Origin of the sequence: Janthinobacterium aestuarii, from assembly GCF_046113285.1 — a bacterium.
Classification (GTDB): Bacteria; Pseudomonadota; Gammaproteobacteria; order Burkholderiales; family Burkholderiaceae_D; genus Janthinobacterium.
The window spans coordinates 1,671,760-1,687,338 of the sequence record NZ_CP142524.1 but is presented as its reverse complement, the minus strand read 5'-3'; the positions used below and the strand labels follow the sequence as shown (position 1 = coordinate 1,687,338).

Here is a 15,579-nt window from a genome sequence, read left to right as displayed (position 1 = left end):
GTTCAGGACAGGCCCAACGCTTACGCGTTTTCGACGATGATGCCTTCGATAATATTGGACACATCTTCGCAACGGTCGGTCACGGTTTCCAGAATTTCGTAGATCGCTTTCAGCTTGATCAGGTTGCGCACGTCCGGTTCGTCGCGGAACAGCTTGGACATGGCGGCGCGCATCACGTGGTCGGCGTCCGATTCCAGGCGGTCGATCTCTTCGCAGATGGCGACGATCTTGCGCGAGTTGTCCATGTTGTGCAGCATGGCGACGGCGTCGCGTACTTTCTCGGTACAGGCCAGCACCAGTTCGGCCAGGCGCTTGGCTTCCGGCGTGACGGCTTTCAGGTCGTACAGCGAGACGGTCTGCGCCGCATCTTCCAGCAGGTCGAGGATATCGTCCTGGCGCGTGATCAGTTGATGGATGTCGTCGCGGTCGATCGGCGTGATGAAGGTCTTGTGCAGCATTTCCACGGTGGCGTAGGTGACTTTGTCCGCCTGTTTCTCGATGCTTTCGATCGCATGCACGCGGTTTTCCAGGTCGTCGAAATTGGTCATCAGGCCGAGCATCTCTTTCGCGCCCTTGACGCACAATTCCGCGTGCTGGTTAAACAATTCAAAAAACTTGCCCTCAGTGGGCATCAAGCGTCCAAACATGTCATTCTCCGTTAAGCATTGAGTCGTGTTATTTACTACAGAAAGCCGCCCCGTATGAGGGGGCGGCCAATGGAATATCAGTGCTGCTGAGTCTTAGTCGCCTTGGTAAAGCGCCAGGCCACCACTGTAATTGCCAAATTTGGTGTACTGCCCCATGAAGGTGAGGCGGATGCTGCCGATTGGACCGTTACGTTGTTTGCCGATGATGATTTCGGCCGTCCCCTTGTCCGGCGAGTCGGGGTTATACACCTCGTCGCGGTAAATGAACAGGATCACGTCGGCATCCTGCTCAATAGCGCCCGATTCGCGCAAGTCGGACATCACGGGACGCTTGTTCGGGCGTTGTTCCAGCGAGCGGTTCAACTGTGACAGCGCGATCACGGGGCAACCGAGTTCTTTCGCCAGGCCTTTCAAGCCACGCGAAATCTCGGAAATCTCCGTGGCGCGGTTGTCGCCCGGCGTATTGGCCGACATCAGCTGCAAGTAATCGACGATGATCAGGCCCAGCTTGCCGCACTGGCGCGACAAACGGCGCGAACGGGCGCGCAATTCGATGGAATTGAGCGCCGGCGTTTCATCGATGTACAACTGCGCGTCGTTCATCTTCTGGATTGCATTCGTCAGGCGCGGCCAGTCTTCGTCGTTCAGGCGGCCCGTGCGCAGGCGGTGCTGGTCCAGCTGTCCGACGGAGCCGAGCATACGCATGGCCAGCTGGGCGCCGCCCATCTCCATCGAGAACACGGCCACGGGCAAGCCGCTGTCGATGGCCACGTTTTCGCCGATGTTGACGGAAAACGCCGTCTTGCCCATCGACGGACGGCCCGCCACGATCACCAGGTCGCCCGGCTGCAGACCCGAGGTCATGCGGTCGAGGTCGATGAAACCGGTGGGCACGCCCGTGATTTCACTCTGGTTGTCGCGGCTGTACAGTTCGTCGATGCGCTCGACCACTTGCGTCAGCAGGGGCTGGATGGCGGTCCAGCCCTGGGCGCCGCGCGCGCCTTCTTCGGCGATGGCGAAAATCTTCGACTCGGCCTCGTCAAGCATCTGCTTGACTTCCTTGCCTTGCGGGCTGAAGGCCGTGCCGGAGATATCGTCGGCGACGGTAATGAGCTTGCGCAGCACGCCGCGGTCGCGCACGATCTCGGCATAGCGCCGGATGTTCGCGGCCGATGGCGTGTTTTGCGCCATGGCGTTCAGGTAAGCGAGTCCGCCCACGTCATCGGCCTTGCCGAGCTGGGTCAGGGTTTCAAAAACAGTAATGACATCGGCTGGCTTGGAAGCGTTAACCATCTTGACGATTTGCTCGAAGATGATGCGATGGTCATAGCGATAGAAATCCTCCGCATGCATGAAGTCGGCGATGCGGTCATAGGCGGCATTGTCGCGCAGCAGACCACCGATAACGGATTGTTCTGCTTCGATCGAATGCGGCGGAATACGGAGGGAATCCAGTTGCGGATCAGAGGGGGCGTTCATGGCGCGAATTATACCCGCTTCGGCGTGCCGGCAAAAATAAAGGGCTGAAAATGAGCGAAAAAAAGGCCACAAAAAAGCCGGGCGAACCCGGCTTTTCATAGTGCGGCAGCGCTTGCGGGCCAGGCCCGCAGACGATTACGCGTTCGCGTCTGGAACGACAGCGATAACAACTTCCACGACCACGTCGGTGTGCAGAGCAACCGAAACGTTGTGCTCGCCAACGATCTTCAGCGGGCCGGTAGGCATGCGGATTTGTGCTTTTTCAACAGCAAAACCTTGCTTGGTCAGCGCTTCAGCGATGTCGAAGTTGGTGACGGAACCGAACAGGCGGCCATCGACGCCAGCTTTTTGAGCAACTTGAACGGTCAGGCCGCTCAGTTTTTCGCCCTGGGCTTGCGATGCGGCCAATTTGGCGGCAGCAGCTTTTTCCAGTTCGGCGCGCTTGACTTCGAATTCAGCCACAGCGGTTGCCGTAGCACGACGTGCCAGGCGTTGCGGGATCAGGAAGTTACGTGCGTAACCGTCTTTGACTTTGACGACTTCGCCGAGGTTACCGACGTTTACAACTTTTTCTAACAGAATGATTTGCATAGTTCTTCTCCAGGAATATCTGACCGATTAAGCGTGGTGCAGATCGGTGTATGGCAGCAGCGCGAGGAAGCGAGCGCGCTTGATTGCGGTGTCGACTTGGCGCTGGTAGTGCGCTTTGGTACCGGTCAGGCGTGCTGGCATGATCTTGCCGTTTTCCTGGACGAAGTCTTTCAGCGTGTCGACGTCTTTGTAGTCGACTTGCTCAACGTGCGCTGCCGTGAAGCGGCAGAACTTCTTACGTTTGAACAAAGGGTTTTGCTGTTTGCGTTTTTCTTTAAGCTTGAGCTTATTTTTGTCGAACTTTTTACCGAATGCCATGTCAGGCTCCTGTATCTAAAATGCGCTAGTCAGAATTGACTGCACTAAAATCAATGATGTGAAACACCAAACTCTTGCTGTTGCGGCTCTTCCTGGCCAGGAAACCCGTGAACTGATACACCCCGCCCAAGCTTGCCTGACTGAACCGGCCTGAAATTTCGCCAGCGGCTAGCGCGGCAACATCAAACTCGGTCAAACGGGCAATCCCTGCTTCCATCTGCTGCGAACTGTGTTGCAATACTGCATTCACAATCGGCAGCCCTGCCGGGGTATAGCGCAATATTTCGCGCTCGGCAATGATGGCGGTGACTTGTAGCTGGTTCAGCGCACGATCCTGGTCAAGAATTAAGCTGCTGCTGCGGCTGGAGCGGCTGCTGGTGCTTCGGTGCGGTGGCTTTTGGCCGCGTCTTCGCGTTGTACCGATTTCATCATCGGCGAAGGAGCTGTTTCAGCTTTCTTCATTTTAACGGTCAGGTGACGCAACACGGCATCATTGAATTTGAATGCTGTTTCCAACTCGACCAGGGTCTCGTTGTCGCATTCGATGTTCAGGCAGATGTAGTGTGCTTTAGGCAGCTTTTGGATCGAGTAAGCCATTTGACGGCGGCCCCAATCTTCCACGCGGTGAACCGAACCGCCGCGGGTGGTTACGCTGGCTTTGTAGCGTTCGATCATCGCGGGCACTTGCTCGCTTTGGTCCGGATGGACGATAAAGACTATTTCATAATGACGCATGCAAACTCCTTCAGGTCGGATTGATAATCGCCCACCCCGGCGTCAAGACGGGTGTGGGAAGGTCAGCCGAAGATTATAACCGCCTTTTGCAAACGTTTCAATCATTGCTTGCGCCAGTGCCCGAAAAGCCCGCGCGCCACCGTGCTTTTCGACCGGGAACAAGTATTTCTTGCGAAATTCGCCGAAAACACGGAAATCCCCTTGCATAGTGAGCGATACTGTACAAAAATACAGACTGTTCATATAGACAGCATTTTAGTATGCACCCACCGCTCATGATCAAGCTGACAGCACGACAAGAACAAATCCTGAACCTGATCAAGGACGCGATTGAAAACACGGGCTTTCCTCCCACCCGTGCCGAAATTGCCAATGAACTGGGTTTCAAATCGGCCAATGCGGCCGAGGAGCATTTGCAGGCCCTGGCCCGCAAGGGCGCGATCGAGATTTCGCCCGGCACCTCGCGCGGCATCCGCCTGATCGGCGCGGCAGCTGAAGCGCCGCCATCGAAAGTGCCGGCGGCGCTGCTGATGTCGCTGCCCCTGATCGGCAGGGTGGCCGCCGGTTCGCCCATCCTTGCCCAGGAAAACCTGGAAGCGAGCTACAACGTGGACCCCGCCCTGTTTTCGGCCAAGCCCGACTTCCTGCTGAAGGTGCGCGGCTGGTCCATGCGCGACGCCGGCATCATGGATGGCGATTTACTGGCCGTCAAAAAGGTCGACAGCGCCAAGAATGGCCAGATCGTCGTGGCCCGCATCGGCGACGAAGTCACGGTCAAGCGCTACAAGAAGACGGGTTCCGTCATCGAACTGCTGCCGGAAAACCCCGACTTCAAGGTCATTACCGTGTCGCCGGAAGATGAATTTGCCCTGGAAGGCCTGGCCGTCGGACTCATGCGCAGCTGGCATTAAGTTGCCTGCCGGGGTCAGACCCGCCGGGTTTGACCCCAGTTTTTAGTTGCGGCCCCTTCTCATGCCTGACACCTAAGTTCTGACACCTAAGTTTCCGTCATCGAACTGCTGCCGAAAGATGAATTCGCCCTGGAAGGCCTGGCTGTGGGACTGATGCGCAACTGGCATTAAACGACTGCACGAACAAAGGGCCGCAACAGCATGACTGTTGCGGCCCTTTTCATTTGTCCGACGACTTATACATCGAGTGCTTGGCGGAAATCCTCAAGCAGATCCACCTCATCCTCGATACCGACGGAGACGCGGATCAGCGATTCGGCGATGCCCATGCTGGCGCGGCGCTCGGCGCCCATCTCATAGAAGATCGTGTGGGCGACGGGAATGACCAGGGTGCGCGTGTCGCCGAGGTTGCTCGCTGGAATGGCCAAATTCAAACGATTGAGGAAATCGAAGCAATCGATGCCATCCTTCAATTCAAAGCTGAACAGCGAACCATAGCTGCGGAACAGGTCGCTCGCCAGCGCGTGCTGCGGGTGCGACGCCAGGCCCGGGTAATGCACGGCCGCCACTCTCGGGTCGGCCTGCAACATGGTGGCCAGCGCCAGGGCGTTCGAGCAGGTGCGGTCCATGCGCAAGGCCATGGTTTCCGCGCCGACGGCGATATGGTGCGCCGCTTCCGGCCCCAGGGACGCGCCGAAGTCGCGCAAGGCCTTGGCGCGGATTTGCGCGATGCCCCACTGCGCGGGCGCCGCCTTCTTGTAGTTCTCGAAAATATTCGGATACTGCGTCCAGTCGAACACGCCCGTGTCCGTCAAGCTGCCGCCCAGCGCATTGCCGTGGCCGCCAATGGATTTCGTCAAGGCGTTGACCACGAGGCCCGCGCCCACGGCTTTCGGGCGGAACAAATACGGCGTCGTCATCGTGTTGTCGACGATGTACAAGATGCCCTTTTCGCGGCACAGGTCACCGATTTTTTTCAGGTCGGCGATCTGCGTGCGCGGATTGGCGATGGTTTCCACGAACACGATGCGCGTGGCAGGCGTGATGGCGGCCGCCACGTTGGCTACCTCGGTGGCGTCGACGAAGGACACGGCGATGCCCTGCCCCGTCACCGTTTGCCACAGGCTGTTGGTATTGCCGAACAAAAAGGCCGACGAGACGACATGGTCGCCCGCGCGCAGCAGCGACTGCACCACGGCGCCGATGGCGCCCATGCCGGTGGCGAAGCACAAGGTCGCCACGCCGTCTTCCATCTTGTTGACCTTGTCTTCCAGCGCGGACACGGTGGGGTTGCCCTGGCGGCCATAGCGGAAACCGGGTTCCTTGCCCTGGAATACGGAAGCGAGCTGGCGCGCATCGGCATAACCAAACGCGACGGAAGTGTGCACGGGCTTGTGCAGCGAACCATGCTCGATGCCCTTGCGGCGGTCGTTATGCAGGATGGTGGTGGTAAAGCCGTAGTTTTTTTTATCGTTCATGATCGCGGAGCAAAAAAAGCCCGGCGCTAGCCGGGCAAGATAATTACGCTTCTGTCGTTGCCAGGTTCAGGTTCAGCTGGGAACGCGGCGTATCTTCGGGCGCTGCCGCCTTCGGATGGTGGCGCGCATATTCCAGGCGGTCCAGGTATTCCTGCGACACGTCGCCCGTCACGTAGACGCCGTCGAAGCACGAGGCCTCGAAGTTGGTCAGGGCCGGGTTGACGTCGGCGATCGCCTGCTTGAGCGCGCCGATATCCTGGTAGACTAGGTAGTCGGCCGTGATTTCGCGGCACACTTCTTCCGTCGTGCGGCCGTAGGCGATCAGCTCGTCGCGCGTCGGCATGTCGATGCCGTACACGTTCGGATAGATGACCGGCGGCGCGGCCGAGGCGAAAATGACTTTCGTCGCGCCCGCTTCACGCGCCATCTGCACGATTTCACGGCTGGTGGTGCCGCGCACGATGGAATCGTCGACCAGCAAGACCACTTTATCCTTGAATTCGGACGGGATCGCGTTGAGCTTCTGGCGCACGGATTTCTTGCGCGCCGCCTGGCCCGGCATGATAAAAGTACGGCCGATGTAGCGGTTCTTGATGAAGCCTTCGCGGTATTCGATGTTCAGCGCCATGGCCAGCTGGATGGCGGCCGGACGCGAGGAATCGGGAATCGGCATGACCACGTCGATATGCACGCCTGGCAATTCGGCGCGGATCTTCTCGGCCAGGTATTCGCCCATTTTCAGGCGCGTGGCGTACACGGAGGCGCCGTCGATGACGGAGTCGGGACGGGCCAGGTAGACGAATTCGAACACGCACGGGTTCAGGCTGGCATTGTCGGCGCACTGGGCGCTGTGCAATTTCTTGTCGGCATCGATAAAGACGGCTTCGCCGGGACCGATGTCGCGCACGAAGCGGAAGCCCATGCCTTCCAGGGCCACGGATTCGGAAGCGATCAGGTATTCGGGACCCTGCTCCGTTTCATTGATGCCCAGGCACAGCGGACGGATGCCGTGCGGGTCGCGGAAGGCCAGCAAGCCCACGCCGGCGATTTGCGCGACGGCGGCATAGCCGCCCTTGACGCGACGGTTCAGCACGGTCACGGCCTTGAAGATGGCTTCCGGGTCCAGGTTCAGGCCCGTCGTCGCTTCCTGGATTTCATGCGCCAGCACGTTGAGCAGCACTTCCGAATCGGAATCGGTATTGATGTGGCGGCGGTCGTTCTTGAACATTTCCAGCTTCAACTGTTCCCAGTTGGTCAGGTTGCCATTGTGCGCCAGGGTGATGCCGAACGGCGCATTCACATAGAACGGCTGTGCTTCCTCTTCGCTCGACGAACCGGCCGTCGGGTAGCGGCAATGGCCGATGCCCGTCGTGCCTTGCAGCGAACGCATGTTGCGCGTGCGGAAGACGTCTCGCACGAGGCCGTTGGCCTTGTGCATGGAAAACATACTGCTGTGATTGGTCGCAATCCCTGCCGCGTCCTGACCGCGATGTTGCAGGAGCAACAATGCATCATAGAGCAATTGATTGACAGGTTGATGGGAAACGACGCCGACGATGCCACACATGGTGTGCTCCTAAACTGTGCTACTGATTTTAAAAAAATTCAAAATTTCACATGCTGCGCGTAAGCGGCAGGCAGATAAGGCTTGATCGCGCGCGCGCCCTGTTCCGCGAGCGGACTGAGCAGCGCGTTTTTCCAGAATGGCTGCTGCGGTATGGAAGTCATGCCACACAAGATGACGGCGGTCAGCACGATCACAAGCCCCCGCGCCACGCCGAACAGGCTGCCCAGGGTGCGGTCGGCCAGACTCAGGCCTGTCACCTTGACGAGCGCGTCAACCGTCATGGACAGCAATCCCATCAAAATGCGCACGCCGATGAACAGCACCACGAAAGCCAGCAATAAACGGATCGCTTCGCCCGGCACGGCTTCCGGCAGAAATTTCGCCAGGGTGGCGCCATAGGCATTGGCAATGACGAACGCCACGATCCAGCTGACCAGGGACAGTATTTCCTTGACCAGGCCGCGCATCATGCTGATCAGCACGGAAGTCACCAGCACGAACAGCACCAGGTAATCGAAGATCGTCACGCGCATTCAGCCTTGCAACATCACGCCGGCACCAGCGAGCCGCCCAGGCCCAGCTTTTGCAACTTGGCGCGCGTCTTTTCCGCGTCTTCGCGGCTGCCGAACGGTCCCACGCGCACGCGGATGCGCTCGCCCGCCGGACTGGAGACTTTCTGCGTGTACGACTTGATGCCCGCTTCGCGCAGCTTGTCCTGCAATTCATCGACCTTGTCCTGCGTCGCCAGCGCCGCCACCTGCACCACGAACTTGCCGCTGCCGGCGTCGTGGGCCTTGTCTTGCGCTTTTTCTTGCGGCTTGTCTTGCGGCTTGCCTTCCAGGATCGCCAGCGCACGCGCGGCATCGTCGGCCGATTGCGCCGGCTTGGCAGGCTTGGCCTCAGGCTTGGCTTCGGGCTTTACTTCATGCTTGGGTTCAGGCTTGGGCTCGTGTTTCGGCTCCGGCTTGGCTTCATGCTTCGGCTCGGGCTTCGGTTCCGGCTTCGGCTCCACCTTGACAGGCTTCGGTTCGGGCTTGGGTTCGGGTTTCGGCTCCACATAGGCCGGCTTGACCGGTACAGGCTGGGCGGCGGCCAGCACGGGGGCCGGCGTCGGCTTGGCCGCAGGCGGCAGCGGCGCGTCGACGATTTCCTCGGACTGGTCCAGGCCATTCGATGCGGCCTGGACCGGAACGGCCGGCACAGGCGCCGGTGCAGGCGCCGCCTTTTCCTTCGACGGAATGTCGATGGCGATATCGTTGAACGGTGCTTTCGGCTCCGAATCGAGCAGCATCGGCAAGCCGACGGCGACGCCCAGGGCCAGGGCGACGGCCCCGACCAGGCGGCGGCGTGCGCGCTTTTTTTCAGGCAAGACCGGATCCGGTGCTTCCTTGCCGCCACGGCGCGATCCGCCGCCACCCGAGGTGTTGGCGGCGCGCTTGCGGGTCGGCGACTGTGCTTCGCCAGGGACATAAAAGCCGCTGTCTTCGCCAGAGGATTCTTGCTTGTTTTTAAACAGTTTCGAGAACAAGCCCATGCGTGATTTTCAGTCGAGTGCGTTTCAGTGAAGTGAGGATTTTCGGGCCTTCATCACGCCTGCAACGGTGAGGAAAGAACCAAAGACCACAATTCTATCATTCTCACCGGCCCGGCTCATTGCATTTGCAAAAGCTTGTGCCGGATCATCGAAAATAGACACAGTATGTTCGCTGCTGTCGGGCTTATCTTCGAGCATGATCTGCACCTTGGCGGCCAGCTCGGAAGCCGTGGCCGCGCGCGGCGAAGGCAGGCCCGTCAGGCACCAGTGGTCAACGTGTTCACTCATCGCGGCCAGCACGCCATCGATATCCTTGTCGTGCATGGAACCGAATACGGCATAGGTGTACGGGTGGAAACCCATATTACCGAGGTTCTGGTTCAGCGCCGACGCCGCGTGGGGGTTGTGCGCCACGTCGAGGATCACGCTGGGGCGGCCAGGCAAGACCTGGAAGCGGCCCGGCAGTTCCACCGTCACGAGGCCCGTGCGCACTTCCTGCGCGCCCACGGGCAGTTTCAGCTTCAGCACTTCCAGCGCGGCCAGCACGGCCGTCGCATTGAGGATCTGGTTGGCGCCGCGCAAGCTCGGGTAGGCCAGCGAATTGCGGCGCTGCTCGCGCCCGCCGTAGTTCCACTGCTGCTTGTCGCCCGAATAGTTGAAATCGCGGCCCATCAGCCACAGGTCGGCGCCGATGGCCTCGGCATGGTCGATCAACGATTGCGGCGGCACGGGGTCGCTGCAGATGGCCGCCTTGCCCGGACGGAAGATGCCCGCCTTTTCAAAGCCGATCGCTTCGCGCGTGTCGCCCAGGTAATCCGTGTGGTCGATATCGACGCTGGTGACGATGGCCACGTCCGCGTCGATCACGTTGACGGCATCCAGGCGCCCGCCCAGGCCCACTTCCAGGATGGCCACGTCCAGGTTGGCTTGCGACAGCAGATGCAAAATCGCCAAGGTGGTGAACTCGAAATAGGTGAGCGGCGTATCGCCGCGCACGGCTTCGACGGCCTGGAAGCTGGCGACGAGCTGCTCGTCGCTGGCCATCTCGCCCAGCACGCGCGCGCGCTCGTTAAAATCGAGGAAATGCGGCTTGATGTACAAGCCCACTTTGTAGCCGGCACGCAACAACACGGATTCCAGCATGGCGCAGGTGGAGCCCTTGCCATTCGTGCCCGCCACCATGATCACGGGGCAAGTAAAAGCGAGCTGCATGCGCGCCTTGACGGCTTGCACGCGGTCCAGGCCCATGTTGATCTGGGTTTCCGAATGGCGGGCTTCCAGCAGGGCGAGCCAGTCCGGCAATGACGTAGGGAGGTTTTGCATGGGAGACTTCTTGAAGGATGCGATGCGCAAGGCGCAGAAGAGATATAACGAGGCAGGACGATGTAGGTCGGGTTAGGCCAAAGGCCGTAACCCGACGCCAGCGGTAAATTAAGCCAGCACTTCCACAGCCTGGTTTTGCAACAAGGCCAGCAAACGGGCGATTTCTTCGCGCATCTTGCGGCGGTCGACGATCATGTCGACGGCGCCCTTGGTGACGAGGAACTCGGCGCGCTGGAAGCCTTCCGGCAGTTTTTCGCGCACGGTGTTTTCAATCACGCGCGGGCCGGCAAAGCCGATCAGCGCTTTCGGTTCGGCAATGACCACGTCGCCCATGAAGGCGAACGAGGCGGACACGCCGCCCATGGTCGGGTCGGTCAGCACGCTGATGAATGGCAATTTCTTTTCCGACAGCTTGGTCAGCATGGCCGTGGTTTTCGCCATCTGCATCAGCGACAGCAAGCCTTCCTGCATGCGCGCGCCACCGGTGGCGGTGATGCAAATGAACGGCACTTTCTGTTCCAGCGCGATCTGCGCGCCGCGCACGAAGCGCTCGCCCACGACCGAGCCCATGGAGCCGCCCATGAATTCGAATTCGAAGCACGCCACGACTACTGGCAGGCTCATGATGGCGCCGCCCATGACGACCATCGCATCCGTCTCGCCCGTCGCTTCCATGGCGGACTTCAGGCGATCCGGGTATTTCTTGCTGTCTTTGAACTTCAGGGTATCGACGGGCAGGATTTCCTGGCCGATTTCATAGCGGCCGCCCGCGTCGAGCAGGCTGTCGAGGCGTTCACGCGCGCGGATGCGCATGTGATGGTCGCATTTCGGGCACACGTGCAAATTCGATTCCAGGTCCGTACGGTACAGCACGGCTTCGCACGACGGGCACTTGACCCACAGGCCTTCCGGCATGGTCTTGCGCGCGGCCGCATCAGAACGCTGGATGCGCGGTGGCAGCAGTTTTTCCAACCAACTCATATTTTCTCCTTGGGCCCTTGTAGGGGTAGCGTCGGTGGACGCCCCCGGCAGACGGTCAACGGCAACGCCCCGCGGGGCGCCACCAAAAATTTTATCTATTGCACAATAACAGGCAAATCAGTGGCCGAAGTGTAGCCGTTTATCGCCGGGCTGTCGAACTTTGCCGCCAACGCATCTTGCGTAAACGGCAAGCTTGCTCAGGCGTCCAGTGCGGCGCGGATGCCTGCCGTAAAGCTGCGCACGGCGTCGACGGCGCCACCTTCCGGGGCATTTTCAATTTCCTGGATGATGCGGCTGCCGATCACGACGGCATCGGCCACCTTGGCGACGGCCTTGGCCGTGGCGCCATCGCGGATGCCGAAGCCCACGCCGATGGGTAATTTTACATGCTGGCGGATGGCCGCGAGGCGCTCCGCCACCTGTTCCGTATCAATGTTGCCGGCGCCCGTGACGCCCTTGAGCGACACGTAATAGCTGAAACCGCCGCCAACCTTGGCCACTTGCGCGATGCGCTCTTCGGTCGAAGTGGGCGCCAGCAGGAAAATCAGGTCGAGGCCCGCTGCGCGCATGGCGGCGCCGAACTCCTCGCACTCTTCCGGCGGATAGTCGACGACGATGGCGCCATCGGCGCCGGCCGCTTGCGCTGCTGCAATGAAGGCGGCGCTGCCGATGCGCTCGATGGGATTGGCGTACCCCATCAGCACCACGGGCGTCGTCTGGTTCGTTTCACGGAACTGGCGCACGTAGCCGAACACGTCGTGGATGCCGACATTGAATTTCAAGGCCCGTTCGCAGGCGCGCTGGATGACGGGGCCTTCGGCCATGGGGTCGGAAAACGGCACGCCCAGCTCCAGGATGTCGGCGCCGCCCTCGACGAGCGCGTGCATCAGCGGCACGGTGGCGTCAGGGCCAGGGTCGCCGGCGGTGATGAAGGTGACCAGGGCGGTCTTGTTGTTGGATTTTAATTGGGCGAAGGTAGTGGCGATACGGGACATGGTGAGCTTTCGTGGTGATGGATAGAGGAAGTAATTTCAACCCAGGAGCAAAGACCGGGGTCGGACCCTGAGGGTCCGACCCCAGCCGTTATTGGGGTCTCAGGAGAAATTGAGTCCCATGCGTTCCGCCACGGTATGCATGTCCTTGTCGCCACGGCCCGACAGGTTGGCCAGCACGATCTGGTCTTTCGGCAAGGTGGCCGCCAGCTTGGCCGCGTAGGCCAGCGCGTGCGACGACTCCAGGGCCGGGATGATGCCTTCGATATGGCAACAGTCGTGGAAAGCCTGCAGCGCCTCGTCATCGGTGATCGACACGTATTGCGCGCGGCCCGAATCTTTCAGCCAAGCGTGTTCCGGCCCCACGCCCGGATAGTCGAGGCCGGCCGAGACGGAATGCGTCTCGATGATCTGGCCGTTGTCATCCTGCAGCAGATAGGTGCGGTTGCCATGCAGCACGCCCGGGAAGCCGGCCGTCAGCGAAGCCGAATGCTTGCCTGTGTCCAATCCCTCACCAGCCGCTTCCACGCCGATCAGTTTGACATCCTTCTGGTCGATGTACGGGTAAAAGATGCCCATGGCATTCGAGCCGCCGCCGATGCAGGCCAGCACGTAGTCGGGCTGGCGGCCCGTCATTTCCGGCATCTGCACCAGGCATTCCTCGCCGATCACGGACTGGAAGTCGCGCACCATCATCGGGTAAGGATGGGGGCCGGCCACGGTACCGATGATATAAAAGGTGTTTTCAATGTTGGTGACCCAGTCGCGCATGGCTTCGTTCAGCGCATCCTTGAGGGTCTTCGAACCGGATTCGACGGGCACGACGGTCGCGCCCAGCAATTTCATGCGGTACACGTTCTGCGCCTGGCGCTTGACGTCTTCGCTGCCCATGTAGACCACGCATTCGAGGCCGAAGCGGGCGCAGATGGTGGCCGTGGCCACACCATGCTGGCCGGCGCCCGTCTCGGCGATGATGCGCGGCTTGCCCATGCGCTTTGCCAGCAGGGCCTGGCCGATCACGTTGTTGATCTTGTGCGCGCCCGTGTGGTTCAAGTCTTCGCGCTTGAAATAGATTTGCGCGCCGCCCGCCATCTCGGACCAGCGCTTGGCGTGGTAGATGGGCGAGGGACGGCCGACGAAGTGTTTCAGCTCGTAGCGGAATTCTTCGAGGAATTCCGGGTCCGCGCTGTAGCGCGCATAGGCGTCTTTCAGTTCGGCCAGTGCATGCGTGAGCGTTTCGGCAACGAAGGAGCCGCCGTACGGGCCGAAGTGGCCGCGCAGGTCGGGAAACGGGTAATCGGTAGCGTGGAACAATGCGGCGGCTGCGCCGGACGAGTTGGTGTGGTCATTCATGGTGGTTTCCTCTGGCAATGATGGCATCGGCATCCCCCACCGCGGCGATGAACGCGCGGACTCGGGATGCGTCCTTGATGCCCTTGGACGCTTCGACACCACTGCTGATGTCGACGGCGTAAGGGCGCACGCGCACCACTGCGTCAGTCGCGTTTTGTACGCTCAAGCCACCACTTAAAACGACCCGAGGCGCGAGTTCTTCTGGAATGAGGGACCAATCGAATACCTTTCCTGCACCGCCGTAGGCATCCACATAGGTATCGAGCAAGAGGCTCGAGAACAAGGGGCTGGCGGCGCGATAGCGCTGTTCGTATTCTAGCAAATCTTCAAAGCTGGTGTCGGGTTTGACGCGGAACACTTGCGTAAACGGCGTATTCACGGCGCCGGCGAGCGCCGCGCTGTGTTCGGGCGTCTCGTCGCCATGAAATTGCAGCAGAGATAAAGGCGCCACGGCCCTGGTGGCCCGCACTTCTTCCACGGTGGCATTGACGAACAGGCCCACCGTCGTCACGTAGGGCGGCATGGCCGCGATCAGGTCCGCTGCCTGCCCGGGCGTCACGTAACGGGGGCTTTTCGGATAAAACACGAAACCGATGGCGTCGGCGCCCGCCGCCACGACAGCCTGGATGTCTTCGACGCGGGTCAGGCCGCAGATCTTGATGCGTGTGCGTGGCATGGCTATCCTTTATTGATGCAGATCAAAACCAGGGCAAGGCGCTGCTGCTGTCTTGCGGCAAGGCCCATTTCGGATCGTAATCGATCTGTGCCAGGTACAGGCCGTCCGGCATGAAGGTGGGCGCCGCCGCGTGGCGGTCCTTGCTTTCCAGCAAATGCCCGAGCCACTCCGGCTTTTCGCGCCCCGTGCCGATGTAGACGAGCGAACCGACCAGGTTGCGCACCATGTGGTGCAGGAAGGCATTGGCCATAATCGTAAAAATGACGCAATCGCCGCGCCGCTCGATGCGGATGTCGTGCATCAGCTTGACGGGCGACTTGGCCTGGCATTGCGCGGCGCGGAAGGCCGTGAAATCGTGCCAGCCCAGCAGCGGTTGCACGGCCTGGCGCATCAGTTCCACGTCCAGCGGGCGGAAAAAGAAACCGGCGCGCCCCTCCAGCAGCGGCGAACGGGTAGCGTTGTTGTACAACACATAATGATAGGTGCGCGCGCGGGCGCTGAAACGGGCGTGAAAAAAGTCATTGACCGTCGGATCGCCGTCGAGTTCCTTGGCCCAGCGCACGGCGATCGATTTGGGCAGGAAGGCGTTGACGCCGCGCACCCACGAGTGCACGTCACGATTCAGTTCCGTATCGAAATGCACGACTTGCTCAAGCGCATGCACGCCCGTATCCGTGCGGCCGGCGCAGGTGGTGGCCAGGCGCACGCGGGCAAACTGTTCCAGCGCGTTTTCCAGCTGGTCCTGCACCGTCTGCCCGTCTTCCTGTTTCTGGTATCCATGCCAGGCCGTGCCGTCGTACTGCAGGCCGAGGACGATACGCTTCAATGGCGTTGCTGTCGTAATATTTTGCATCGAAGCATTATACCGGCGCAAAGGCGGCCCCGCCTTCCTGCCACACAAGCGCCTGAGACGGCGTTCAGGGCCAGGCGCATGGTCGAAGACAGTACGAATAGTACGGCGAGACCGTGCAACGCAGCCATGGACGTCGTATCA

At 60.4% G+C, this 15,579-nt stretch carries 18 protein-coding genes; 1 reads left to right on the top strand and 17 read right to left on the bottom strand.

Annotation, left to right across the window (positions count from 1 at the left end):
* Positions 1 to 20: 20 nt before the first annotated feature.
* From OX462_RS07555 to OX462_RS07525, 7 genes are all read right to left on the bottom strand, one after another.
* Positions 21 to 647 carry a DUF47 domain-containing protein gene (locus OX462_RS07555; protein ID WP_010400015.1) on the bottom strand — a complete coding sequence of 209 codons (627 nt, stop codon included), beginning with the start codon at positions 645 to 647 and terminating at the stop codon, positions 21 to 23.
* A gap of 93 nt (positions 648 to 740) precedes the next feature.
* Positions 741 to 2,126, bottom strand: coding sequence for a replicative DNA helicase (locus tag OX462_RS07550; protein WP_034750488.1), 1,386 nt, complete (start codon positions 2,124 to 2,126; stop codon positions 741 to 743).
* 135 nt (positions 2,127 to 2,261) lie between these two features.
* On the bottom strand, positions 2,262 to 2,717 hold the full coding sequence (gene rplI, locus OX462_RS07545) for a 50S ribosomal protein L9 (RefSeq protein WP_034783456.1): 456 nt from the start codon (positions 2,715 to 2,717) through the stop codon (positions 2,262 to 2,264).
* Positions 2,718 to 2,744: 27 nt separating this feature from the next.
* Positions 2,745 to 3,035 carry a 30S ribosomal protein S18 gene (rpsR, locus tag OX462_RS07540; protein ID WP_010400024.1) on the bottom strand — a complete coding sequence of 97 codons (291 nt, stop codon included), beginning with the start codon at positions 3,033 to 3,035 and terminating at the stop codon, positions 2,745 to 2,747.
* Between the two features lie 25 nt (positions 3,036 to 3,060).
* The gene (gene priB, locus OX462_RS07535; protein WP_034783455.1) at positions 3,061 to 3,360 is read right to left on the bottom strand and encodes a primosomal replication protein N; all 300 of its coding nucleotides are present in this window, start codon (positions 3,358 to 3,360) and stop codon (positions 3,061 to 3,063) included.
* A gap of 20 nt (positions 3,361 to 3,380) precedes the next feature.
* Entirely contained in the window at positions 3,381 to 3,770 is a 390-nt protein-coding gene (gene rpsF / locus OX462_RS07530; RefSeq protein ID WP_034750499.1) for a 30S ribosomal protein S6, read from the bottom strand.
* A gap of 42 nt (positions 3,771 to 3,812) precedes the next feature.
* On the bottom strand, positions 3,813 to 4,013 hold the full coding sequence (locus tag OX462_RS07525) for a hypothetical protein (RefSeq protein WP_409028114.1): 201 nt from the start codon (positions 4,011 to 4,013) through the stop codon (positions 3,813 to 3,815).
* 32 nt (positions 4,014 to 4,045) lie between these two features.
* On the opposite strand from OX462_RS07525, the gene lexA reads away from it, so the two are divergent.
* Entirely contained in the window at positions 4,046 to 4,681 is a 636-nt protein-coding gene (gene lexA / locus OX462_RS07520) for a transcriptional repressor LexA (protein WP_034750502.1), read from the top strand.
* 236 nt (positions 4,682 to 4,917) lie between these two features.
* Here the strand turns inward: lexA and OX462_RS07515 are convergent, their stop codons facing one another.
* The 10 genes from OX462_RS07515 to truA all read right to left on the bottom strand — a co-directional run bounded on the left by OX462_RS07515 (position 4,918) and on the right by truA (position 15,411).
* Complete coding sequence (locus OX462_RS07515; RefSeq protein ID WP_409028113.1) at positions 4,918 to 6,159, bottom strand: cystathionine gamma-synthase family protein; 1,242 nt, start codon at positions 6,157 to 6,159, stop codon at positions 4,918 to 4,920.
* A 43-nt stretch (positions 6,160 to 6,202) separates the two neighbouring features.
* Positions 6,203 to 7,726 (bottom strand): amidophosphoribosyltransferase, encoded by a 1,524-nt coding sequence (gene purF, locus OX462_RS07510; protein ID WP_034750508.1) that lies wholly within the window; start codon positions 7,724 to 7,726, stop codon positions 6,203 to 6,205.
* A gap of 38 nt (positions 7,727 to 7,764) precedes the next feature.
* A complete protein-coding gene (locus tag OX462_RS07505) occupies positions 7,765 to 8,253 on the bottom strand; it encodes a CvpA family protein (protein WP_070221159.1) in 489 nt (162 codons plus the stop codon).
* A gap of 20 nt (positions 8,254 to 8,273) precedes the next feature.
* On the bottom strand, positions 8,274 to 9,260 hold the full coding sequence (locus OX462_RS07500) for an SPOR domain-containing protein (RefSeq protein ID WP_070221138.1): 987 nt from the start codon (positions 9,258 to 9,260) through the stop codon (positions 8,274 to 8,276).
* A gap of 24 nt (positions 9,261 to 9,284) precedes the next feature.
* Entirely contained in the window at positions 9,285 to 10,583 is a 1,299-nt protein-coding gene (gene folC, locus OX462_RS07495) for a bifunctional tetrahydrofolate synthase/dihydrofolate synthase (protein WP_409028112.1), read from the bottom strand.
* 108 nt (positions 10,584 to 10,691) lie between these two features.
* Entirely contained in the window at positions 10,692 to 11,564 is an 873-nt protein-coding gene (gene accD / locus OX462_RS07490; protein ID WP_010400390.1) for an acetyl-CoA carboxylase, carboxyltransferase subunit beta, read from the bottom strand.
* 197 nt (positions 11,565 to 11,761) lie between these two features.
* Positions 11,762 to 12,559, bottom strand: a complete 798-nt coding sequence (trpA, locus tag OX462_RS07485) for a tryptophan synthase subunit alpha (protein WP_070311155.1) — start codon at positions 12,557 to 12,559, stop codon at positions 11,762 to 11,764.
* Positions 12,560 to 12,658: 99 nt separating this feature from the next.
* Positions 12,659 to 13,909 (bottom strand): tryptophan synthase subunit beta, encoded by a 1,251-nt coding sequence (gene trpB / locus OX462_RS07480; protein ID WP_409028111.1) that lies wholly within the window; start codon positions 13,907 to 13,909, stop codon positions 12,659 to 12,661.
* Positions 13,902 to 14,585 carry a phosphoribosylanthranilate isomerase gene (locus OX462_RS07475; protein ID WP_070311157.1) on the bottom strand — a complete coding sequence of 228 codons (684 nt, stop codon included), beginning with the start codon at positions 14,583 to 14,585 and terminating at the stop codon, positions 13,902 to 13,904. Before OX462_RS07475 ends, trpB begins: the two co-directional genes overlap by 8 nt.
* Positions 14,586 to 14,607: 22 nt before the next feature.
* A complete protein-coding gene (gene truA, locus OX462_RS07470) occupies positions 14,608 to 15,411 on the bottom strand; it encodes a tRNA pseudouridine(38-40) synthase TruA (RefSeq protein ID WP_070311159.1) in 804 nt (267 codons plus the stop codon).
* Between the last annotated feature and the right edge of the window lie 168 nt (positions 15,412 to 15,579).